Here is a 22,667-nt window from a genome sequence, read left to right as displayed (position 1 = left end):
AGGACATCATGGCGCCAGTGCAATTCCATCGGCTGCAGATCGCCGAAGTCATCACGGAAACGGAGCAGGCGCATTCGCTGGTCTTCGCGCTGCCTGACGGCTTGCGCGATGCCTTTGCCTATCGTCCCGGCCAGTTCCTGACGCTGCGCGTGCCCGTCGACGGCGTGCCGCTGCAGCGCTGCTATTCGCTGTCGAGCACGCCCGAGGTCGACAACGCCTTGCGCGTGACGATCAAGCGGGTGCAAAGCGGGCGCGTGTCCAACTGGATCTGCGACCACCTTGGCGCGGGCGATACGGTCGAGGTGATGCCGCCAGCCGGCGTGTTCACCCCGCCTGCGTTGCATGGCGATTTCCTGCTGCTCGCCGGCGGCAGCGGCATCACGCCGGTGCTGTCGATTGCCAAGGCGGCGCTGCGCCACGGGCGGGGCGCGGTGACGCTGGTCTATGCCAATCGCGACGAGCGTTCCATCATCTTCCGCGAGGCACTCGGCGAGCTGGCAATCAAGCACCCCGGCCGGCTGCGCGTGATCCATTGGCTGGACAGCGTGCAGGGACCGCCGACGCAGCGCCAGATCGAGGAACTGGTGCGGCCGTGGAGCCTGGCCGAGTGCTTCATCTGCGGGCCGGGCCCGTTCATGGACGCGGCCCAGGCGGCGCTGCAGCAGCTGGGCGTGCCGCGCGGCAAGCTGCATGTGGAGCGCTTTGTCTCCCTGCCGGATGCGCCGGCGGCCAGGCCGTCGGCTGCGCCTGTCCCGGTTGCGCCGGGCGCCATGCGCGGCGCGGCGCTGACCGTGCAGCTCGATGGCGCAACCCACCAGCTCAATGTCGCGCCCGACGAAACGATGCTTGATGCGCTGCAGCGGGCCGGCGTGGCCGCCCCCAATTCCTGCCGCGCGGGCCTGTGCGGCGCCTGCATGTGCCAGGTGACGCAGGGCGACGTGACGCTCGGCGACAACCATGTGCTCGACAGCGCCGACCTGGAGGCCGGCTGGACGCTGGCCTGTCAGGCGCGCGCGGCGAGCGACGAAATCCACCTGAAGTTCCCGGATTGACATGACCCCATCTGACACCATCGACGCTATTGCGGAGCCGGCCATCCTCGACGCCGCTGGCCACGAGGACATCGCCGCAACGATTCCCGAACTGGTGCGGCGCGCGGCGCTGCGCCACGGCGAGCGCATCGCCATCCAGGAGGACGGACTGCGCCTGAGCTACGCCGCTCTGGATGCCTGCCGGATCCAGGCAGGCCGCGCGCTGATGGCGCTCGGCGTGCAGCCGGGCGACCGCGTTGCCGTATGGGCGCCGAACTTCTCCGAATGGATCATCGCGGCGCTCGCCACGCACAGCGTGGGCGCCGCGCTGGTGCCGCTCAATACGCGCATGAAGGGCGCCGAAGCCGGTGCCGTGCTGGCCGACAGCGGCGCGCGGCTGCTGTGCTGCGTCGACGATTTCCTGGGCGAAAGCTATCCGCAGATGCTGGCGCCGCATCGTCCCGCCACGCTGGAGCGGCTGGTGATCCTGCGGCCGGGGCAGGGCAGGGCGCTGGCCGACGGCGAGCTGGCGTGGGATGCCTTTCTTGGACTGGCGCAGCAGGTGGACATGGCGGCGTTCGCGCAGCGCGAGGCCGGCGTGCGCGGCGAAACGCCGATGGACATCATGTTCACGTCAGGCACCACCGGGCGTCCCAAGGGCGTGATGACCGCTCACGCGCAGAACCTGCGCGCCATCGACGGCTGGGCCGCGATCACGGGCGTGCGCGCCGGGGACCGCTACCTGATCGTCAATCCCTTCTTCCATACCTTCGGCTACAAGGCGGGATGGCTTGCCGCGCTGTCGCGCGGGGCCACGGTGCTGCCGCACCTTGTGTTCGACGCCGACGCCGTGATGACGCGCGTGGAGAACGAGCGCATCACGGTGCTGCCGGGGCCGCCGACGCTCTACCAGACCCTGCTCAACGCACCGCGGCTGCGCGAGTTCGACCTGTCATCGTTGCGGGTTGCGGTGACCGGCGCCTCGGCGATCGCGCCCGTGCTGATCGAGCGCATGCGCGAAGAACTGGGCTTCGACACCGTGATTACGGGCTATGGCCTGACCGAGTCGTGCGGCTTTGCCACGCTGACCCGCGCCGGCGACGATGCCGAAACGGTTGCCGGCACCTCCGGCCGCGCCATGCCGGGGATCGAGCTGCGCTGTGTCGATGCGCAGGGGAGGCCCGTCGCGACCGGCGAGCCGGGCGAAGTGCTGGTGCGCGGCTACAACGTGATGCAAGGCTACTTCGGCTTGGCCGGCGCAACGGCAGAAGCCATCGACGCTGACGGCTGGCTGCATACGGGCGATGTCGGCACGCTCGATGCGCGCGGCTACCTGCGCATTACCGACCGCATCAAGGACATGTTCATCGTCGGCGGCTTCAACTGCTATCCGGCGGAGGTGGAAAAACTGCTGACCGCCCACCCGGCCGTCGCCCAGGTTGCGGTGGTGGGCATGCCGCATGAACGGCTGGGCGAGGTCGGTCGCGCGTACGTCGTCTTGCGCCACGGCGCACGCCTGGATGCCGAGACCCTGATTGTCTGGGCGCGTCGGCACATGGCCAACTACAAGGTGCCGCGCGACGTGCAGTTCGTGACATCGCTGCCGGTGAGCGCGGCGGGCAAGGTGCTGAAGTATCAGCTGCGTGAAGCCTGATCAACGAGGGAATGACCATGACCGACATTGCTGACATCGCTGACCGCCTTGCGCGCCTGGAAGCAGCGGATGCGATCCGTGCGCTCAAGCTGCGCTACCTGCGTGCCTGCGATGACAAGGATGCCGAAGCGATGCGCGGATGCTTCGTGCCGGACGATGCGCATATCCACTATGACCGCATTGGCAGCTTTGCCGGGCGGGATGCGCTGGTGCAGTGCTTTGCGGAGCTGGCTTGTCGGCCTACGCTGCGCGAGATGCATTTTGCCGGGCAGGCGGAGATCCGGGTGCTGGATGCGGAGTTGGCGCAGGGCAGCTGGGATCTGGCGTACCTGGCGCTGGATGATGCCAACGGTTCGCGCACGTTCCTGACCGGGCGCTATACGGATGAGTATGTGCGGATCGATGGTGAGTGGTTGATCCGGTCGACGGTGTTCAGGACCGGGTTGCTGTCGGAGGGCGCGTAGGACTATGCACAAATGTCCGTTGAAGGCCAGAGAAGGGCCAGCGACGCGCTCGTCGTTCCAGCGCCGGCAGCGCTTTGTTTGGCGCGGGGCGCAGGTGATCAAATGTCGAAGTAGAGATGGAATTCCCACGGGTGCGGCCGCAGCTTCAACGTATCAATCTCGCGCGTGCGCTTGTAGTCAATCCAGGTCCTGATCAGGTCTTCAGTGAAGACATCTCCCTTTCGCAGGAACGCTGAGTCGGATTCCAGTGCGGAAAGCGACTCTTCGAGGGAACCTGGCACCTGCCGGATGCTGGCGGCTTCCTCCGGTGGCAGGTCATAGATGTTCTTGTCGAGCGGGTCGCCGGGATCCGTCTGGTTTTCAATGCCGTCAAGGCCGGCGAGCAGCATTGCCGAGAAGGCGAGGTAGGCATTGGCCGATGGGTCGGGACAGCGAAATTCAACGCGTCTGGCGCTCGGGGAATCCGAAACCATTGGAATCCTGGCTGCGGCAGACCGGTTGCGCTGCGACATGGCCAGATTGACAGGCGCCTCGTACCCAGGCACCAGCCGCTTGTAGGAGTTTGTGCTCGGCGCGCAGAAAGCCATCAGCGCGGGGGCGTGCCTGAGCAAGCCGCCAATGTACCAGCGGCACAACTGAGACGTCTGCGCCCAACCGTTCGCGTCATAGAAGAGGTTCTCGCCGCCGCGCCAGAGGCTCTGGTGGCAATGCATGCCGCTCGCGTTGTCGGCAAACAGGGGCTTAGGCATGAATGTGGCGACCTTGCCGTGGCGGCGTGCCACATTCTTGCAGATGTACTTATACATCATCACGTTGTCTGCCATTCGGGCCAGCGGTGCAAAGCGCATGTCGATTTCATTCTGGCCAGCCGTGGCAACCTCATGGTGATGCACCTCGACCTGGACGCCTGCCTGCATCAGCGCGAGTACGATTTCGGAGCGGATGTCCTGCAGCGTATCGCTTGGCGGAACGGGAAAGTACCCTCCCTTGTAGTGCTGCTTGTAGCCAAGATTGCCTCCGCCATAGGCGTCTTCGTCACGGCCCGAGGCCCATTCGCCTTCGGCGGATTCGACATAGTAGTAGCCAGAGTGCTGGTCCTGCCCGAAGCGAATGGAGTCGAAAATGAAGAACTCCAGTTCGGGGCCAACGTAGCAAACCGTAGCAAGGCCGGTTTGCTGGAGGTAAAGCTCCGCCTTTCGTGCGATGTGGCGTGGATCGCGCGAATACGGCTGGTGCAGGACAGGGTCCAGCACGTCGCAGATCAGCGCCAGCGTTGGTGCCGTGCAAAACGGATCGATGAAGGCTGTGGCCGGGTCAGGCCTGACCAGCATGTCGGACTCGTGAATTTCCTGGAACCCGCGAATGGAAGACCCGTCGAACCCGATGCCGGCCGAGAACAAATCGTCGTTGACTTCCGGCAGCGTGATCGAGAAGTGCTGCCACATGCCTGGCAAGTCGGTGAACCTGAGGTCAACGACCTGGATCGCGTGCTTCCTGATCAGGGCGATGACTTCAGCGGGGTTTTGTGGCGGTGCAACATGATAGCTGCCGGGTTCTATTGAGACCGTGCTCATAACTGCCTCCGTCGTCTGGCCCCGGAGCATAGTCCAACATTAGTCTGTCAAATTCCGATTGCAAAGTGCCTCACGAACCCGTGCAGTTTTTCCGAAACGGCGCTTTGTGTGAAATCCGTGTTGTCACCAGGCAGTTTGCCGCAACACGGAACTTTGGAGGTCAGTGATGTACGACGATCTTTTGGGGGATCTCAGCGATTGCCTGGATCGAATTGTTGGCGGGGACATCAACCGTGAGCGGGAGGTGGCTGACCTGATCGAGCGCTGTATGCGAGCCATCGAGGCGGAAATGGGAATGGTCGGCCCACGGGAGCAACAGGAGCTCGCCAGCGCCCGCGTAGCCTGTGATGCCGGCTATCTCCGACTTGCGCTTTCATCTGCCAGGAAGGCGTTGGCGGCAAGCGAGCGGAAGAAGGAAATGCACGGCTTGGGGTGACCGCATCTGGATTCTTCCCGCGCAAACGGTGCGTTAGCGCAGCGTATGCGTGGGGGGATGGCTGCCTCAAGCCCTATTCCACGATCGCCGGATGCACCGCCGGCGGACCACCAAGCACCTCCCGATACGACGGCGGCTGCACCCCTTCCGCATCGACAATCCCGTAATCCAGCGCCGCCTCCGCCGCGATCAGCACCTGGCCCGATTTCTCCATCCGCCCGGGATCGCGATATAGCGCATGAATGACCTTCCCGATAAATTCCGGCGTCTCCGCCACGGGCGCAAACGATGCGTACTTGTCGGGATGCTGTTCCCACACGCGCTGCGTGCGCGCGGTACGCAACGGCCCCATCCACACCGAGACCGCCGCCACGCCATGCGGCCGCAGGTCCACTGCCATGTCATGCGCGAACTTGTCGATGCCGGCCTTCTGCGCCCCGTACGCCGGCCCATGCATATAGCAATTGGCGCCAAACGATGACGTAAACACAATCAACCCTCGGCCCTGCGCAGCCATCACCGGCGCCGCGTGCCAGCTGGCCACGTAGCCCGAACGCAGGCCCACGTCGAGGATGCCGGCCATTTCCAGCGGCTTTTGCCAGAACGGCCCCGGCATGATGAGCTCGTCATGCAGAAAGGTGGCGTTGTTGACCAGGATGTCGATCCGGCCGGCTTCCTCGCGTACGCGGCGGAACAGCGTCGCGACCTGCTCGTCGTCGCAGTGATCGCAGGCTACGGCGACGCCGCGCCCGCCCAGCGCATCGATCTCGCGCGCAGTGGCGTGGATCGTGCCCGGCAGCGGCGCGCTGCCTTCCTGCTCGGTGCGACCGGTGACATACACGGTTGCGCCTGCCGCGCCGAGCGCCAGTGCAATGCCCCGGCCGGCGCCGCGCGATGCGCCGGTCACCACGGCAACGCACGGTTGTCCTGAGTCCTTCATGCTGCTCCTCCTCTGTAAGCGGGTTGTGCCGCCCCAAGCGTGCGGGGGATTGGGGGATCGGCACATCACACATTCGGACTAGGTGCCGCCCCGCCCGCGACCGGAAATCCCGGCTAGTCCGGCAGGACGATGCGTCGCCCATCCGCAAGCGAAAGAATCGGCTCCATCGCAACGAACCAGTGGAGACCGGCATGTTGGATATCCGTGCGCTTGGCTACATCGTGGTCGAGTCCACCGACCTGGGGCAATGGCGGCATTATGCCGAGCAGGTGCTGGGCATGGCCTGCTCCGGCGCCCCGGGCGGCGCGCTGTACGTGAAGATGGATGAGCGCGACTACCGCTACCTGGTGGTGCCGGGCGCGCGCGACCGCTACCTCGCATCGGGGTGGGAACTGGCCGACGAGCTGGCCTATCGCCACGCGCTCGATACGCTGCGGCAGGCCAATGTGGAAGTCGTGCACGCCAGCGCCGCCGACCTGGCGCAACGCCGCGTGCAAGCCATGGCGTGGTTCTCCGATCCGTCGGGCAACCGCCACGAGATTTCATGGGGCATGCGCTCAGACTTCCTGCGCTTTGTCTCGCCGGTCGGCGTGCCGCGCTTCATCACCGATCCGATGGGCGCGGGCCATACCGTGCTGCCCGCGCCGGCCTTCGACGAGACCTACGCTTTCCTGCGCGACGTGATGGGCTTCGGCCTGTCCGACATCTTCCGCGTGCGCTTTACCAGCGATCCCAACGAGCCGGAAAAGCGCATCCACTTCCTGCACTGCGGCAACGGCCGCCACCACAGCCTGGCGATCTTCGAGATGCCGTCCGAGGCCGGCTGCATCCACGTGATGGCAGAGGTGCCCGACATGGCCGAGGTAGGCCGCGCGCTCGACCGCGTGCAGCAGCACGGCGTGAAGCTGTCCGCCACGCTGGGCCAGCACTGCAACGACCGCATGACCTCCTTCTACATGAAGACCCCCGGCGGCTTCGACCTCGAATACGGCCACGGCGGCCTGGTGGTGGACTGGGGCCACCACGCCGCCTACGAAGCCACGCGCGTCAGCCTGTGGGGACACGACTTCAGCATCGGATTCCGCTAAACATCGCTATGACCAAGACAATCGACAAGACCATGAGCGCGGCCGACGTGGTCGGCCAGCTCGCCGATGGCATGACCATCGGCATCGGCGGCTGGGGCCCGCGCCGCAAACCGATGGCGCTGGTGCGCGAGATCCTGCGCTCGCCGCTGAAAGACCTGACCGTGGTCGCCTATGGCGGTCCCGAGGTGGGCATGCTGTGCGCAGCCGGCAAGGTGCGCCGGCTGGTGTTCGGCTTTGTCTCGCTTGATGTGATCCCGCTCGAGCCTTACTTCCGCCAGGCGCGCGAGCGTGGTTTGCTTGAAGTGACCGAGCTGGATGAAGGCATGCTGCAGCTCGGACTGCGCGCGGCGGCGGCGCGGCTGCCGTTCCTGCCGACGCGCGCATCGCTAGGCACCGACGTCCTGGCGAAGAATCCGCAACTGAAGACCGTGCGCTCACCCTATGCCGATGGCGAGGTGCTGGTGGCGATGCCGGCGATCGAACTCGACGCGGCGCTGCTGCATGTGAACGAGAGCGACGTGCTGGGCAACACCCGCATCGACGGTCCCGATCCGTTCTTCGATGAATGGTTCGCCCGCGCCGCGCGGCGCTGCTATGTGAGCTGCGAAACGCTGCACGCGCGCCTTGAGGAAGAGGACCTGGCGCACGCCCGCAGCAATCCCTTCGAGCGCTCGCTGGTGACGGGCGTGGTGCACGCCCCCGCCGGTGCCCATCCCACTTCCTGCGCACCGGCCTATGGCTGGGACCTTCCCGCGCTGAAGGCGTACTGCGCCGGTGCCGAGGCTGACCACGGCTTCCGCACCTACCGCGACGAGGTGGTTGGTGCGAGCGAGGCGGCCTACCTGGAGCGCATCGGCGGCCTCGGCCACGTGCACGACCTGCCGCTGCCGGTACTTTGATTTCGCCTACCCACCCGCCAACCCAAGGAGCGACCGTGAGCGCCACTTATGAATTCACCCGCGCCGAACTGATGATCGCCGCCGCCGCCCGCGCCTGGAGCGAAGACGGCGAGGTGCTGGCCACCGGCATCGGCACCGGCCCGCGCATCGCTGCCGGCCTGGCGCGGCTTGCGCACAACCCCGGGCTGCTGATGACCGACGGCGAGGCCTACCTGGTGGAGACACCGGTGCCGCTGGGTCCGCGCGAGGCCGGCTACAAGGTCCGCGCCAGCGGCTGGATGGGCTATTCGCGCGTGTTCGACTGCCTGTGGGGCGGGCGGCGCCACGCGCTGGTGATGCCGACGCAGATCGATCGCTTCGGGCAGGCCAATATCTCCTGCCTGGGCGGCACGCATGCGCAGCCGAAGATCCAGCTGCTCGGCGCGCGCGGTTTCCCGGGCAACAGCATCCACCACGCCAATTCCTTCTTCGTGCCGGGGCACAGCACGCGCGCGTTTGTCGGCGGCGAAGTCGACATGGTCTGCAGCGCCGGCTACAACCCGGCGCGCCAGATCGAAGGCATGCGCAGTTTCGTTGACCTGCGCGTGATCGTCACCGACCTGTGCGTGATGGATTTCGGCGGACCCGATCACGCCATCCGCGTGCGCTCGCTGCACCCGGGCGTGAGCTTCGAGCAGGTACAGGCGGCCACCGGCTTTGCGCTGGCGAACGCGGCCGGCGAAACCTTGCCGGAGACGGCCCCGCCGACGCCGGAGGAGCTGCGCCTGATTGCCCAGCTCGATCCGCACAACCTGCGCGCCGCGATCGTGCGCGGCAATCCTTCCGGACGCGCTTGAGACAGGGAACACGCCGACATGACAACGCCAGCCATCGAACCCATCAGCCTGGGCCCGAACGCCGAGGTGCTCTACCAGGTCGCGGACGGCATCGCCACCGTGACCATGAACCGGCCGGATTACCACAACGCGCAGAACTCGAAGATGACGTATGCGCTGGACGAGGCTTACCGGCGCGCGGCCGCTGACGACGCAGTCAAGGTGATCGTGCTGCGTGGCGCCGGCAAGCATTTCTCCGCCGGGCACGACATCGGCACGCCGGGGCGCGACATCAACGAGTCGTTCGAGCGCGCCTCGCTCTGGTATGACCACGTCAACAAGCCCGGCGGCGAATTCCTCTATGCGCGCGAGCAAGAGGTCTACCTGGGCATGTGCCGGCGCTGGCGCGAGTTGCCCAAGCCGACCATCGCGATGGTGCATGGCGCCTGCATCGCAGGCGGCCTGATGCTGGCCTGGGTGTGCGACCTGATCGTGGCATCGGACGATGCATTCTTTGCCGATCCGGTGGTGCGCATGGGCATCCCCGGGGTGGAGTACTTCGCGCATGCGTACGAACTGCACCCGCGCATCGCCAAGGAATTTTTGTTCCTGGGCGAGCGCATGGGCGCCGAACGCGCCGAACGCATGGGCATGGTCAACCGCGTGGTGCCGCGCGACGCGCTGGAGGACACCGTCTATGGCATGGCCAGCAAGGTCGCGCAGATGCCGCGTCTGGGCCTGACGCTGACCAAGCAGGCGGTCAACCATGTGGAGGACCTGCAGGGCAAGCGCACGGCGATGGATGCGGTCTTTGCCTGGCACCACTTCGCGCATGCGCACAACGAACTGGTCAGCGGCGACAAGCTTGGCGGCTATGACGCGCGCGCCATGGCGGCCTCGCAACGCACCGGCGGCGGGGAGAAGGCATGAACACCGGCATGAGCAACGCGAGCCTGCACACGGTCTTGTGCGACCTGCTGGGTTGCCGCTACCCGATCGTGCAGACGGCGATGGGCTGGGTGGCGGACGCGAAGCTGGTCGCTGCCAGCGGCAACGCCGGGGCATTCGGCTTTCTTGCCGGCGCGACCATTCCGCCCGGCGAGGTCGAGCAGGAGATCCTGTGCGTCAAGGCGCTCAGCGACCGGCCCTTCGGCATCAACTTCCACATGTTCCAGCCGAATGCGGACGAAGTCATCGAGATGGCGATTCGCCACCGGCTGCGCGCGGTCAGCTACGGGCGCGGCCCCGACGCGAAGATGGTCGGCCGGCTCAAGGCGGCTGGCGTGGTCTGCATGCCGACGGTCGGCGCGGCCAAGCACGCGGCCAAGGCGGTCGAACTGGGCGCGGACGTGGTTACCGTGCAGGGCGGCGAGGGTGGCGGGCATACCGGCGGCACGCCGACAACGCTGCTGCTGCCGCAGGTGCTGGACAGCGTCAGCGTGCCGGTGGTGGCAGCGGGCGGCTTCTTCGACGGGCGCGGACTGGCCGCGGCACTGGCCTACGGCGCGGCCGGCGTGGCCATGGGCACGCGCTTCCTGATGTCGGCCGAATCGCCGGTGCCGGCGCAGACGCTGGAGCGCTACGTCAAGGTGCGCGACCCGGGCCAGATCCGCGTGTCGCTGGCCATTGACGGGCTGCCGCAGCGAATGATCGACAACTCGCTGCTGCTGGAGCTGGAGAAGGCCGGCCCCTGGCGGCGCACCTGGCTGGCACTGGCGGCCGCGCGCAAATGGCAGGCACGCACCGGCATGGGCAGCGCACAGATGCTCGCGACCGCCTGGCGCGCGATGCGCGAGCAGGACTACAGCGCCGCCCAGACGCTGATGGCCGCCAATGCGCCAGTGCTGATCCAGCGCGCGATGGTGGAGGGGTGCCCGGATGAAGGGGTGCTGCCCAGCGGGCAGGCTGCCGCAGCGATCGGGGCCATCGAATCGTGCGAGCAGATCGTGGTGGGCATGGTCACCGGGGCGCGAGCGCGGATGGAGGCGCTGGCATTGCCACAGGTTGGGCTTCGTTGATGCGCCGGCCCTCTCCCCCAGCCCCTCTCCCGCAAGCGGGAGAGGGGAGCAAACCGGCGGCATGGGCAATGCCCCCATGCATTTGAGATCCCGGTTGCGTACTCCCTCTCCCGCTTGCGGGAGAGGGCCGGGGAGAGGGCCGGCGTTTCCATCGCAGCGAGCCGAAAAAAAAGCCGAACCAACGCACAAACAAACATGACTAGCCAACCAACCATGCAACCGACGGATCAACCCTTCCGCATCGACACCGCCGACGGCATCGCCGAACTGGTGATCGAGCATCCGCCCGTCAACGCGCTCGACAACGCTGGCTGGCATGCGCTGGCCGCCGCCATCGACCGCCTCGGCACCGATCCCGCCGTGCGCGTGATCGTGCTGCGCGGCGAAGGCCGCGGCTTCTGCGCGGGAGTCGACATCAAGGAGCTGGCGGCGCACCCGGAACGCATCGTCGACGTCAATGCCGGCAACTATTCGACCTTCCGCGCCGTGCACCGCAATCCCAAGCCGGTCATCGTCGCCGTGCACGGCTTCGTGCTGGGCGGCGGCATCGGCATCTGCGGTGCCGCCGACATCATCGTCGCGTCGGACTGCGCGCGCTTTGGCGTGCCCGAGATCGACCGCGGCGCCATGGGCGGCGGCGCGCATCTGCAACGCATGTTCGGCGTGCAGAAGGTCAGGGCGATGTACTTCACCGGCGAGATGATCGATGCCGCCGAGGCGTATCGCCTTGGCGCCGTCGAGCGCGTGGTGTCGCGTGCCGAACTGCGCGACGCCGCCATGGCGCTGGCCCGCCAGATCGCCGCCAAGAGCCCGGCCATGCTGCAGCTTGCCAAGGAAGCGCTCAACGGCGTGGAGGACGGCAACCTGGAGGACAAGTATCGCTGGGAGCAGGGCTTCACGCTGCAGGCCTACATGAGCGCCGATTCCGGCGAGGCACGCGCCGCCTTTGTGGAAGGCCGCGAAGCCAGCTTCGCCGGTTCCGGCACAGGGAACGAGGGGGCGCGCGATGCAGCTTGAGTACACCGACGCCCAGCGCGCCTTCCGCGCCGAGGTGCGCGACTGGATGGCCGTGAACGTGCCGCGCTCGCCGCTGGCCAGCTTCGACACCGAGGAAGGATTTGCCCAGCACCGCGCCTGGGAAGCCACGCTCAACCAGGGCCGCTGGAGCATGGTCACGTGGCCGGCCGAACTGGGCGGGCGCGGCTGCGACCTGATCGAGTGGCTGATCTTCGAGGAAGAATACTGGCGCGCCGGCGCGCCGATGCGCGTCAACCAGAACGGCATCTTCCTGCTCGGGCCAACGTTGATGGAGTTCGGCACCGCGGCGCAGAAGGCGCGCTTCCTGCCGCGCATGGCCTCGGGCGAGCATATCTGGGCGCAGGGCTGGTCCGAGCCGAACGCCGGGTCCGACATGGCCGCGATCCGCTGCAGCGCGATCCGGGATGGCGATGACTATGTGATCAACGGCCAGAAGATCTGGTCGACGCGGGCGGTGTGGGCGGACTGGCTGTTCGGGCTGTTCCGCACCGACCCGGCCTCGACGCGCCACCACGGGCTGACCTTCGTGCTGGTGCCGCTGAATACGCCGGGCATCACTGTGCGCCCCATCCGCCAGCTCAACGGCCAGACCGGCTTTGCCGAGATCTTCTTCGACGACGTGCGCGTGCCGGTGGAGAACCGGCTGGCTGCCGAAGGCGCGGGATGGCAGGTGGCGATGGCGACCGCCGGCTTCGAGCGCGGCCTGATGCTGCGTTCGCCCGCCCGCTTCCAGGAAACCGCGCGCGCGCTGGTCAGGCTGTACCAGGCCAACCGCGAGGCGGCGGACCGCGACCCCTCGCTGCGCGATGCGGTGCTGCGCGCGTGGATGGACGCCGAGGCCTACACGCTGTCCACCTACGCCACCGCGAGCCGCCTGGTGCGGGGCGGGCATATCGGCGCCGAATCGAGCACGAACAAGGTGTTCTGGTCCGAGCTGGACATCCATATGCACGACACCGCGCTGGCCATCCTGGGACAGGCGGCAGAAGTCGCGCCCGCCGGCCAGCCGCCGGGTTCGCTCGGCCACTGGCTGGATGGTTTCCTGTTCTCGCAGGCCGGGCCGATCTATGCCGGCACCAACGAGATCCAGCGCAACATCGTCGCCGAGCGCCTGCTCGGCATGCCGCGCGCATGACGGCACCCGGGGGAAACACGATGGATTTCGCATTGACCGAAGAGCAGGAACAGTTTGCCGAGGCGATCCGGCGCTTCCTGATGACCGAGATGACGCCGGAGCTGACGCGCGAGCTGTGGAGCACCGAGACCGGCCGCTCCGACGCGCTGTGGCGCCAGCTTGCCGACCAGGGGCTGACGGCGCTGATGGTGCCGCAGGAGCAGGGCGGGTTGGGGCTGGGCGAGGTGGAATGGGCGCCGCTGGCGCAGGCGTGCGGCTATTTCGCACTGCCGGAGCCGCTGCTCGACACTGCGCTGGTGGCAACCGGACTGCTGCGCGATGCGCTGGCGCTTGGACCGGACACGGCGCCGCATGCATCGGCGCGCGAGCGCTGCGCCACGCTGCTGGAGCGCATCGCCGCCGGCGATGCCCGCGTGGCGGTGGCGCATCCGCAGGAGCGGCTGGTTGCCGACGCGCATGTCGCCGACGCCATCCTGTGCGCGCACGCAGGCGCCGTCCACCTGCTGCGCCGGGACCAGGCCACGCTGACGGCGCGCACCGGCGTCGATCCTTCGCGCCGGCTGTTCGAGCTGGCGTGGACGCCGGCTCCGGGAACCGAATTGATCCCCGCCGGCACCGGCCTGTGGGACATGGCGCTGAACCGGGGCGCGCTCGGCGTGGCCGCGCAGCAACTGGGCCTGACGCAACGCATGCTGGACCTGGCGATCGACTACAGCGCGCAGCGCAAGCAGTTCGGCAAGGCCATCGGCGCCTACCAGGCAGTCAAGCACCTGCTGGCCGACGTAGCGATCCAGCTGGAGTTCGCCAAGCCGGTACTGCTGCGCGCCGCCGCCGCGCTGGCACATGGTCGCCATGGCCGGCATGACCGGAACCTGCAGGCCGGCCTGCACGTCTCGCACGCCCGCGTTGCGGCCGCGCGCTGCGCCTGGACCGCCGCACGCCAGGCGATCCAGGTGCATGGCGCGATGGGCTACACCTGGGAACTGGACCTGCAGATCTTCACCAAGCGTGCCTGGGCCCTGGCGGGAAGCTGGGGCGACCGGGCTTTCCACAAAGCCCGCCTGGGCGCGCACATCCTGGACGGCGAGCACGACCTCGGCGCCGGTGCCACGTTTGCCTGAGTTGCCCGATCCCAAGGAGATCAGAAACCATGAAAGACGCCTATATCGTTGATGCCCTGCGCACGCCCACCGGGCGCCGCAAGGGTGGACTGTCGCACATGCACGGCGCCGACCTGGGCGGCTTCGTCCTGGCCGAGCTGGTGCGCCGCAACGGCATTCCCGCGGAAGACTATGACGACGTGGTGTTCGGCTGCGTCGACACCATCGGCCCGCTGGCCGGCAATATCGCCCGCAGCGCGTGGCTGGCCGCCGGCCTGCCGCTGACGGTGCCGGGCGTGACCGTGGACCGCCAGTGCGGCTCGTCGCAGCAGGCGGTCCACTTTGCCGCGCAGGCAGTGATGAGCGGCACGCAGGACGTGGTGATTGCCGGCGGCGTGCAGACCATGACGCAGATCCCGATCTCGTCGGCCATGCTGGCCGGGCAGGCGCTGGGCTTTGCCGATCCGTTCTCGGGCAGCAAGGGCTGGCAGGCGCGTTTCGGCGATGCGCCGGTATCGCAGTTCCACGCCGCGCAGCGCATTGCCGAGCACTGGAAGCTGTCGCGTGAGGCCATGGAAGCCTATGCACTGCAAAGCCACCAGCGTGCCGCGGCGGCGATCGAGGGTGGCCGCTTTGCCCGCGAGATCGTGCCGTGCGAAGGCGTGCAGCAGGACGAGACGCCGCGCCCCGACACCACGCTGGCAAAGATGGCCGCGCTGGAGCCGCTGATGCCGGGCAGTTCGCTGACCGCGGCGGTGTCCAGCCAGACCGCCGATGCCGCCGCCGCGCTGCTGATCGTTTCCGAGGATGCGCTCAAGCGCTACCAGCTCAAGCCGCGTGCGCGCATTGCGCATATGAGCGTGATGGGCGATGACCCGCTGTGGATGCTGACGGCGCCGATTCCGGCCACCAAACGCGCACTGGAGCGCAGCGGCCTGCGCCTGGCCGATATCGACGTGGTCGAGATCAACGAAGCCTTCGCCTCGGTGGCGATGGCATGGCTGGCCGAGACCGGCTACGCGCCCGAGCGCACCAACCCCAACGGCGGCGCCATCGCGCTGGGCCACCCGCTCGGCGCCACCGGCGCGCGCCTGATGACCACGCTGCTGCATGACCTGGAACGCACCGGCGGCCGCTACGGCCTGCAGACCATGTGCGAAGGCGGCGGGCTGGCCAACGTCACCATCATCGAACGGCTGTAAGGAGGCCATCATGGGCATTTGCGACGGACGCACCGTCATCATCACCGGCGCCGGCGGCGGGCTGGGCCGCGCCTATGCGCTGGCCTTCGGCGCCGAGGGCGCCAACGTGGTCGTCAACGACATCCGGCGCGAGGCGGCCGAGGCGGTCTGTGCGGAGATCCGCGCCGCTGATGGCAGCGCGCTGGCCAGCGATGACGAGATCACGCAGCTGGCCACCGCGCAGCGCATCGTCGATGCCGCGGTCGAGGCCTTTGGCGAGGTGCACGTGCTGGTCAACAACGCCGGCATCTGCCGCGACCGCATGTTCGTCAGCCTGACCGAGGCGGACTGGGACGACGTCATGCGCGTGCACCTGCGCGGCCACTTCTGCCTGGCCAACCTGCTGGCCAAACGGTGGCGCGACGCCGCCAAGGCCGGACGCGCCGTTGACGCGCGCATCATCAACACCAGCTCCGGCGCGGGCCTGCAGGGCTCGGTCGGGCAGTCCAACTACGCTGCCGCCAAGGCCGGCATTGCCGCACTGACGCTGGTGCAGGCCGCCGAGCTGGGCCGCTACGGCATCACCGCCAACGCGCTGGCGCCGGCCGCACGCACCGGCATGACCGAGCAGGTGTTCGCGGACATGATGAAAGCGCCGGAAGGCGGTTTCGACTACTACGACCCGGCCAACGTCGCGCCGCTGGTGGTGTGGCTCGGCAGCGCGGATTCCGCGCAGGTCAACGGGCGCATGTTCGAGGCGGCGGGCGGCATGGTGTCCCTGGCCGATGGCTGGCGCACCGGGCCGAAAGCCGATAAGGGCGGGCGCTGGCAGCCGGCGGAAGTGGGCGCGGCGGTTGCCGGGCTGCTGGCGCAGGCCCAGCCGCCCCAGGCGGTCTACGGCACCTGAGCACGACGGCCATGGATTTCTCCCATTCCGTCGAATTCGGCGTCGAACACCGGATGATCCGCGACAGCGCGCGCGACTACCTCGCCACGCACAGCGATTCGGCGGCGGTGCGGCGCGTGACCGAAGCGGGTCCGGCGCACGATGACGCGCTGTGGCGCGCGATCTCGGGCGAGCTTGGCTGGTGCGGCATCGCGCTGCCCGAAGCCGCGGGCGGCGCCGGCCTGGGCGCGCCCGGGCTGGTGCTGCTGCAGGAACAACTGGGCCAGCGCCTGGCCTGCGTGCCGTTCTGGTCGACGGCCTGCGTGGCGGCGCCGTGGCTGCAGGCCAGCGTCGGCCACGGCGCGCAGTGGCTGGAGCGACTGGCCGGGGGCGAGTGCCGCGCCGCGGTGGTGCTCCCGGACGATGGCGGCTGGCACTACGACGGTGTCCAGATCACCGCGCAGGCAAGCGCGGACGGCTTCGTGCTGCGCGGCAGCGCGGCCCAGGTGGCGGATGCCGCTGGCGCCGACTGGCTGCTGGTGCCGGCACGGCTCGCGGGTGATGTGAGCGGCTCGCCCGCGCTGTTCCTGCTGGAGCCCGCTGCGCTGGCGCAGGATGCGCGCTTCGTGCTGGCGCCGCTGGACACGCTCGACCGCACCCGGCCGCTGGCGTCGCTGCGCCTGGATGGTCTGGCCGTTCCGGCAAGTGCCTGCCTGGCGCGTGGAGACGACGCGGCGCACGGCATGGCCCAGGCCTGGTGGCACGGCAAGCTGATGCTGGCGGCGGAGCAGCTCGGTGCGGCCCAGCAATGCCTGGACCTGACCGTTGCCTATGCATCGGAACGCATCCAGTTCGGCCGCGCCATCGCTTCGTTCCAGGCAGTCAAGCACCGCTGCGCGCAGATGATGGTGCTGGTCGAGGCCGCGCGCTCGGCAGTGTATGGCGCGGCGCATGCGTGGGAGGGCGGCGACATGGCCGGTGCCCGGCTCGATATCGCCGCCGCCAGCGTGGCGGCCGACGATGCACTGCGCTTCTGCGCGCAGGAAGCGATCCAGTTGCATGGCGGGGTCGGTTTCACCTGGGAATACGACCCGCAGCTCTATTTCAAGCGCGCGCAGGCCGCCGGCCACTGGCTGGGCGGTGCCGGCGCCGTGCTCGCATACCTCGCGGACCATGGCCCGCAAGCCTGGAGGACAGCATGACCGCGCATGAAGAGTCGGCATTCCGCGCCGAGGTGGCGCAGTGGATGGCCGCCAACCTGGCCGGCGAGTTCGCCTGCCTGAAGCACCGTGGCGGCCCTGGCGACGAAGAGGCATTTCCGGAACTGCGCAAGGCATGGGAGCGGCGCCTCGCCGAGGGCGGCTGGACCGGCCTGGGCTGGCCGCGCGCGCATGGCGGGCGCGAGCTGCCGGTGATGCAGCAGGTGATCTTCCATGAGGAATACGCGCGCGCCGGCGGCCCCGGCCGCATGGGCCATATCGGCGAAGGGCTGATCGGCCCGACCCTGATCGCCTTTGGCACCGGCGACCAGAAGGCGCGCCTGCTGCCCGGCATCCGCAACGGCACCACGTTCTGGTGCCAGGGCTATTCGGAGCCAGGCGCGGGTTCGGACCTGGCCAACGTGCGCACGCGCGCGGTGCGTGATGCCGCCAGCGGCGACTGGCTGGTCAGCGGCCAGAAGGTATGGACCTCGCTCGCGCACGAATCGGACTGGATCTTCGTGCTGGCGCGCAGCGAGCCCGGCTCGCGCGGCAGCAAGGGCCTGGTCTTTCTGATGCTGCCGCTGGACCAGCCCGGCATCGAGATCCGCCCGATCCGCCAGATGGGCGGCGGCGCGGAGTTCAACGAGGTCTTTTTCGACGGCGCGCGCGCCGCCGCCGCCGACGTGCTGGGCGAGCCCGGCGACGGCTGGCGCATCGCCATGGCGCTGCTCGGGTTTGAGCGCGGCATCTCCACGCTCGGCCAGCAGATGCAGTTCACGCATGAGCTGGAATGGGTGGCGCAGGCCGCGCGCGATAACGGCAGCAGCCGCGACGCGCTGGTGCGCCAGCGCATCGCGCGCGCCTGGGCCGGGCTGCGCGTGATGCGCGCCAATGCGCTGCGCATGCTGGCCGGTGCCGCGCAGGCGGGACAGGATGGCGGCACTGCGCTGCAGCGCGAGGCGCTGATCTACAAGTACTACTGGTCCAACTGGCACCGCGACCTGGGCCAGCTTGCGCTGGACGTGCTGGGCCCGCTGGCCAATGTGCTCGATGCCGGCGCGGGGGGCGACGTGCGCCGCACGCGGCTGCAGCAGATGGCGCTGTTCTCGCGCGCCGACACCATCTACGCCGGCACCAACGAAATCCAGCTCAACATCATCGCCGAACGCGGACTGGGCATGCCGCGCGAAGCCCGAGGACAGTCATGACCCTGAATACCGAAATTCCCGAAATTCCCGAAATTCCCGAATTTCCCGCGGCCCCGGCCTATGTGCCCGGCCACCAGCTGCTCGCGGGCAAGAGCGTCCTGATCACCGCCGCGGCGGGCGCCGGCATCGGCTTTGCCGCCGCGCGCCGCTGCGCGGAGGAGGGCTGCCGCGCGCTGATGATTTCCGACATCCATCCGAAGCGCCTGGAAGACGCAGTCGAGCGCCTGCGCGCGGAAACCGGCCTGCAGGCCATCCACGGCCAGCTGTGCGATGTGTCCGACGAAGCGCAGGTACGCGCGCTCGTGGCCGCCGCCGAAGAGGCACTCGGCGGTACCGACGTGCTGATCAACAACGCCGGCCTGGGCGGCTCGCGCCGCCTAGTTGATATGGACGATGCCGAGTGGTCGCGCGTGATCGATATTTCCCTCACCGGCACCTTCCGCATGACACGTGCGATGTTGCCGCACATGCAGGCGCGCCGGCGCGGCGCCATCGTCAACAACGCGTCGGTGCTCGGCTGGCGGGCGCAGAAGGAGCAGTCGCACTACGCCGCGGCCAAGGCCGGGGTGATGGCGCTGACGCGCTGCAGCGCGATGGAGGCCGCGGAATTTGGCGTGCGCATCAATGCGGTGGCGCCGAGCATTGCGCTGCATGACTTCCTGAAGAAGTCGGCGCCGGCGGATTTGCTGCGGCAGCTCAGCGAGCGCGAGGCGTTCGGGCGTGCGGCGGAGGTGTGGGAGGTGGCCAATGTGATGGTGTTTTTGGCCAGCGACTATGCGTCGTATATGACAGGGGAGGTGTTGCCGGTTAGCAGCCAGCGGGCTTGAAGCCGGCGGTATGTGAAAACGCTGGCGCTTGCCACCGCCCTTCGCAAGGGCTCCCCTCTCCCGCGAAGTGGGAGAGGGGTGGGGGAGAGGGCCGGAGTCTCCACGAAGTAAAGCGCGTCGGTATGCCGGCGCCTGCCCTCTCCCCCGGCCCCTCTCCCGCAAGCGGGAGAGGGGAGCAAACAAGCGGGACGGGCGACTTGTCGGCAAGTCGGAACCGACAGGGTGAGGAAACACAGGGAACAGCAATGCCAAGAATCTTTCGCTCCGCCGAAGACATCCACGCCGCAGTTGGCCAACCCCTCGGCGCCAGCCCCTGGACCCGCATCACCCAGGACCAGGTCAACCAGTTCGCCAATGCCACCGGCGACCACCAGTGGCTGCACGTCGACCCCGAACGCGCCGCCCAGGGCCCCTACGGCGCCTGCATCGCCCACGGCTACCTGACCCTCGCGCTGGTCAACCAGTTCTTGCCCGAACTGGTCACCGTCGAAGGCATGAAGTGGGGCGTCAACTACGGCTGCGACAAGGTCCGCTTTCCCGCGCCGGTGCGCGTCGGTGCGCGCGTGCGCGGCGTGGGTGAACTGGTGCGGACCGAAACGCTGCCAGGCGGCGTGCAGTCGGTGGTGCGCATGACGGTGGAGATCGAAGGCGAGGCCAAGCCCGCCTGCGTGGCCGAGACGATCAGCCGCTACTACTTCTGAAAACAGGGAACCGAGCATGAATGAAGCAGTCATTGTCGCCGTCGCGCGCACCCCCATCGGCAAGGCCTTCCGCGGCGCCTTCAACGATACCGAAGCCCCGGTGCTGGGCGGCCATGTGGTGCGCGCGGTGGTAGAGCGCGCCGGCGTGGACCCGGCCGAGGTGGACGACGTGCTGATCGGCGCGGCCGCGCAGCAGGGCACCCAGGGCTACAACCTTGGCCGCCTGTGCGCGGTGGCGGCCGGCCTGCCGGACAGCGTGCCCGGCATGACCATGGACCGCATGTGCGGCTCGGGCCTGATGACGATCGCCGCGGGCGCCCGCGCGATCCAGTGCGGCGAGGCCGACGTCATCGTCGCCGGCGGCGCGGAGTCGATCTCGCTCACGCAAAACAAGTACAAGAACGGCTACCGCGCCCAGTCCGAGGCGGTGCTGGCGCGGCAGCCGGCCGCCTACATGGCGATGATCGAGACCGCCGAGGTGGTGGCGCGCCGCTACGGCATCAGCCGCGCCGAGCAGGACGCCTATGCCTGGCGCAGCCAGCAGCGCACCGCCGAGGCGCAGCGGCGCGGCGCCTTCGACGACGAGATTGTGCCGCTGGAAACGCGCCGCGCGCTGTTCGACAAGGCCGGCGCACTGACCGGGCACGAGACCGTGACGCTGGCACAGGACGAGTGCAACCGGCCGGATACCACGGCCGCAAGCCTGGCGGCGCTCAAGCCCGTCTGGAGCGGCGGGCAGGCGGTGGCCGAGGGCGAGCACATCACTGCCGGCAATGCCTCGCAACTGTCGGACGGCGCCGCCGCGGTGCTACTGATGAGCGCGGACGAGGCGCGCCGCCGTGGCTTGCGCCCGCTGGGGCGCTATCGCGGCATGGCGGTCGCCGGCTGTGCGCCGAACGAGATGGGAATCGGTCCCGTGTTCGCGGTGCCGAAGCTGCTGGCGCGCTACGGCATGACGGTGGCGGACGTTGGCCTGTGGGAGCTGAACGAGGCGTTCGCCTCGCAGGTGCTGTACTGCCAGCAGAAGCTGGGTATCCCCGATGCACGGCTGAACGTGAATGGTGGCGCGATCTCGGTCGGGCATCCGTTCGGCATGTCGGGCGCGCGCATGACTGCGCACGCGTTGATCGAAGGCCGCCGCCGTGGCGTGCAGCAGGCAGTGGTGACGATGTGCATTGGTGGCGGCATGGGGGCGGCGGCGCTGTTCGACGTCCTGTAACAAGAACCGCTGGTTTGCTCCCCTCTCCCGCATGCGGGAGAGGGGCCTGGGGAGAGGGCAGGCGCCTGGCAAGCATCGCGACGCATCACTTCGTGGAGGCTCCTGCCCTCTCCCCCGCCCCTCTCCCATAAATGGGAGAGGGGAAAAAACCCTTCGCTGCGGAAAGCAGCCCCGGCAAGTACGGCACGCCACGAGGCCGCCTGCCACCACTCCACACGGAGGAGACATCATGAAACGACTGATCGGCCTCGCCATGTCGCTGGCCGTGCTGGCCACCGCGGTCTGGGCCTTTGCACCGCGCCCGCTGCCGCCGTTCCCTGTCACCGCACTGCGCCCGGACGGCCTGCAAATCAACGGCATCGCCCGTGCCGGCGAACGCCTGGTGGCCGTGGGCGAGCGCGGCAAGATCCTGTTCAGCGATGACCAGGGCCGCGACTGGCGCGTGGCCGCCGTGGACAAGCCTCAAGGCGCCACGCTGACGCAGGTGGCCTTCGCCGACAGCCGCCATGGCATCGCGGTGGGCCACAGCGGCCTGATCCTGCGCACGGAGGACGGCGGCACGCACTGGCAGCAGGTCGCCTTCGACGCGCAATCGTCCGATCCCTTGCTGGGTGCCCTGGCGCAGCGCAACGGGCCGTGGTTCGCCGTGGGCAGCTTCGGCCGTTTCCTGGTCTCGCGCGACCAGGGCAGGCATTGGGAAGAGGCGGCTGACAAATCCATGCAGGACCGCCACCTCAATGCCATCGCCGGCGACGGGCAGGGGCGCCTGATGCTGGTGGGCGAAGCGGGGCTGGTGCTGCGCTCGGCCGACGGCGGCACCCGCTGGGAGGCGGTCAAGACCCCGTACGAAGGCTCGCTGTACGGCGTGCTGCCGCTGCGCGACGGCGCCTGGCTGGCCTTCGGCATGCGCGGCAATGCGCTGCGCAGCGACGACTTCGGCACCACCTGGCAGGCTGCGGAGACCGGCTTGCGGACCTCGTTCTTCGGCGGCGCCGAGTTGCCCGATGGCCGCATCGTGCTGGCCGGGCAGGGCGGGACCCTGGTGATGTCCGCGGATGGCGGACGCCACTTCGCGTCATTGCCCGCCGGCGGCCCGCAGACGCTGGCCGCGCTGGTGCCTGCCGGCAAGGACACGCTGGCGCTGGGCGGCAGCAGCGGTCTTGCCGGCGCGACCCTCGCCGCAAATCGCTGAACCCCGGCTGAACAATCCGGCTGAATCCGGCTGAACCTGGCTGAACCTGGCTGACCCCG

General features: G+C 68.5%; 22 protein-coding genes. 20 read left to right on the top strand and 2 right to left on the bottom strand.

Annotated features, from left to right (window positions below; genetic code table 11):
• Window positions 1-8 precede the first annotated feature (8 nt).
• From ACIP1U_RS31150 to ACIP1U_RS31140, 3 genes are read left to right on the top strand one after another with little or no spacing between them, the layout of a single operon-like run.
• A complete protein-coding gene (locus ACIP1U_RS31150; RefSeq protein WP_400323331.1) occupies window positions 9-1,052 on the top strand; it encodes a 2Fe-2S iron-sulfur cluster-binding protein in 1,044 nt (347 codons plus the stop codon).
• A 1-nt stretch (window position 1,053) separates the two neighbouring features.
• Window positions 1,054-2,685, top strand: coding sequence for a FadD3 family acyl-CoA ligase (locus ACIP1U_RS31145; RefSeq protein WP_400323328.1), 1,632 nt, complete (start codon window positions 1,054-1,056; stop codon window positions 2,683-2,685).
• Between the two features lie 11 nt (window positions 2,686-2,696).
• Window positions 2,697-3,149: a nuclear transport factor 2 family protein gene (locus ACIP1U_RS31140; RefSeq protein WP_400323325.1), complete on the top strand. Its 453-nt coding sequence runs from the start codon at window positions 2,697-2,699 to the stop codon at window positions 3,147-3,149.
• A gap of 98 nt (window positions 3,150-3,247) precedes the next feature.
• Here the strand turns inward: ACIP1U_RS31140 and glnA are convergent, their stop codons facing one another.
• A complete protein-coding gene (gene glnA, locus ACIP1U_RS31135) occupies window positions 3,248-4,723 on the bottom strand; it encodes a type I glutamate--ammonia ligase (protein ID WP_400323322.1) in 1,476 nt (491 codons plus the stop codon).
• Window positions 4,724-4,889: 166 nt separating this feature from the next.
• Between glnA and ACIP1U_RS31130 the strand changes: the two genes are divergently transcribed.
• Window positions 4,890-5,159, top strand: coding sequence for a hypothetical protein (locus ACIP1U_RS31130; protein ID WP_400323319.1), 270 nt, complete (start codon window positions 4,890-4,892; stop codon window positions 5,157-5,159).
• Window positions 5,160-5,232: 73 nt separating this feature from the next.
• On the opposite strand, the gene ACIP1U_RS31125 is transcribed toward ACIP1U_RS31130, so the two are convergent.
• Complete coding sequence (locus ACIP1U_RS31125) at window positions 5,233-6,099, bottom strand: SDR family NAD(P)-dependent oxidoreductase (protein WP_400323316.1); 867 nt, start codon at window positions 6,097-6,099, stop codon at window positions 5,233-5,235.
• A gap of 191 nt (window positions 6,100-6,290) precedes the next feature.
• Between ACIP1U_RS31125 and ACIP1U_RS31120 the strand changes: the two genes are divergently transcribed.
• The 16 genes from ACIP1U_RS31120 to ACIP1U_RS31045 all read left to right on the top strand — a co-directional run bounded on the left by ACIP1U_RS31120 (window position 6,291) and on the right by ACIP1U_RS31045 (window position 22,608).
• Window positions 6,291-7,187, top strand: coding sequence for a VOC family protein (locus ACIP1U_RS31120; RefSeq protein WP_400323313.1), 897 nt, complete (start codon window positions 6,291-6,293; stop codon window positions 7,185-7,187).
• A gap of 8 nt (window positions 7,188-7,195) precedes the next feature.
• The gene (locus tag ACIP1U_RS31115) at window positions 7,196-8,086 is read left to right on the top strand and encodes a CoA transferase subunit A (RefSeq protein WP_400323310.1); all 891 of its coding nucleotides are present in this window, start codon (window positions 7,196-7,198) and stop codon (window positions 8,084-8,086) included.
• 35 nt (window positions 8,087-8,121) lie between these two features.
• On the top strand, window positions 8,122-8,922 hold the full coding sequence (locus tag ACIP1U_RS31110) for a CoA-transferase subunit beta (RefSeq protein ID WP_400323308.1): 801 nt from the start codon (window positions 8,122-8,124) through the stop codon (window positions 8,920-8,922).
• Window positions 8,923-8,940: 18 nt separating this feature from the next.
• Window positions 8,941-9,831 (top strand): enoyl-CoA hydratase, encoded by an 891-nt coding sequence (locus ACIP1U_RS31105; RefSeq protein ID WP_400323305.1) that lies wholly within the window; start codon window positions 8,941-8,943, stop codon window positions 9,829-9,831.
• 8 nt (window positions 9,832-9,839) lie between these two features.
• The gene (locus ACIP1U_RS31100; protein WP_400323354.1) at window positions 9,840-10,919 is read left to right on the top strand and encodes an NAD(P)H-dependent flavin oxidoreductase; all 1,080 of its coding nucleotides are present in this window, start codon (window positions 9,840-9,842) and stop codon (window positions 10,917-10,919) included.
• Window positions 10,920-11,132: 213 nt separating this feature from the next.
• Window positions 11,133-11,936 (top strand): enoyl-CoA hydratase family protein, encoded by an 804-nt coding sequence (locus tag ACIP1U_RS31095; RefSeq protein ID WP_400323351.1) that lies wholly within the window; start codon window positions 11,133-11,135, stop codon window positions 11,934-11,936.
• Window positions 11,926-13,092: an acyl-CoA dehydrogenase family protein gene (locus ACIP1U_RS31090; RefSeq protein WP_400323303.1), complete on the top strand. Its 1,167-nt coding sequence runs from the start codon at window positions 11,926-11,928 to the stop codon at window positions 13,090-13,092. Before ACIP1U_RS31095 ends, ACIP1U_RS31090 begins: the two co-directional genes overlap by 11 nt.
• 20 nt (window positions 13,093-13,112) lie before the next feature.
• Window positions 13,113-14,213 (top strand): acyl-CoA dehydrogenase family protein, encoded by a 1,101-nt coding sequence (locus ACIP1U_RS31085; RefSeq protein ID WP_400323300.1) that lies wholly within the window; start codon window positions 13,113-13,115, stop codon window positions 14,211-14,213.
• 29 nt (window positions 14,214-14,242) lie between these two features.
• A complete protein-coding gene (locus ACIP1U_RS31080; protein WP_400323298.1) occupies window positions 14,243-15,394 on the top strand; it encodes an acetyl-CoA C-acetyltransferase in 1,152 nt (383 codons plus the stop codon).
• A 10-nt stretch (window positions 15,395-15,404) separates the two neighbouring features.
• Window positions 15,405-16,280 (top strand): SDR family oxidoreductase, encoded by an 876-nt coding sequence (locus ACIP1U_RS31075; protein ID WP_400323295.1) that lies wholly within the window; start codon window positions 15,405-15,407, stop codon window positions 16,278-16,280.
• Window positions 16,281-16,291: 11 nt separating this feature from the next.
• A complete protein-coding gene (locus ACIP1U_RS31070; protein WP_400323293.1) occupies window positions 16,292-17,461 on the top strand; it encodes an acyl-CoA dehydrogenase family protein in 1,170 nt (389 codons plus the stop codon).
• Window positions 17,458-18,669, top strand: a complete 1,212-nt coding sequence (locus ACIP1U_RS31065; protein ID WP_400323290.1) for an acyl-CoA dehydrogenase family protein — start codon at window positions 17,458-17,460, stop codon at window positions 18,667-18,669. The genes ACIP1U_RS31070 and ACIP1U_RS31065 overlap by 4 nt, the downstream gene beginning before the upstream one ends.
• Window positions 18,666-19,496, top strand: coding sequence for an SDR family oxidoreductase (locus ACIP1U_RS31060; RefSeq protein ID WP_400323288.1), 831 nt, complete (start codon window positions 18,666-18,668; stop codon window positions 19,494-19,496). The genes ACIP1U_RS31065 and ACIP1U_RS31060 overlap by 4 nt, the downstream gene beginning before the upstream one ends.
• Before the next feature lie 245 nt (window positions 19,497-19,741).
• On the top strand, window positions 19,742-20,197 hold the full coding sequence (locus ACIP1U_RS31055) for a MaoC family dehydratase (RefSeq protein ID WP_400323285.1): 456 nt from the start codon (window positions 19,742-19,744) through the stop codon (window positions 20,195-20,197).
• 16 nt (window positions 20,198-20,213) lie between these two features.
• Window positions 20,214-21,416, top strand: coding sequence for an acetyl-CoA C-acyltransferase (locus ACIP1U_RS31050; RefSeq protein ID WP_400323283.1), 1,203 nt, complete (start codon window positions 20,214-20,216; stop codon window positions 21,414-21,416).
• Between the two features lie 229 nt (window positions 21,417-21,645).
• On the top strand, window positions 21,646-22,608 hold the full coding sequence (locus tag ACIP1U_RS31045; RefSeq protein ID WP_400323280.1) for a WD40/YVTN/BNR-like repeat-containing protein: 963 nt from the start codon (window positions 21,646-21,648) through the stop codon (window positions 22,606-22,608).
• Window positions 22,609-22,667: the final 59 nt, after the last annotated feature.

It is taken from the genome of Cupriavidus sp. NPDC089707, assembly GCF_044748965.1.
GTDB lineage: Bacteria > Pseudomonadota > Gammaproteobacteria > Burkholderiales > Burkholderiaceae > Cupriavidus.
This window is presented reverse-complemented; position numbering and strand designations above follow the sequence as displayed.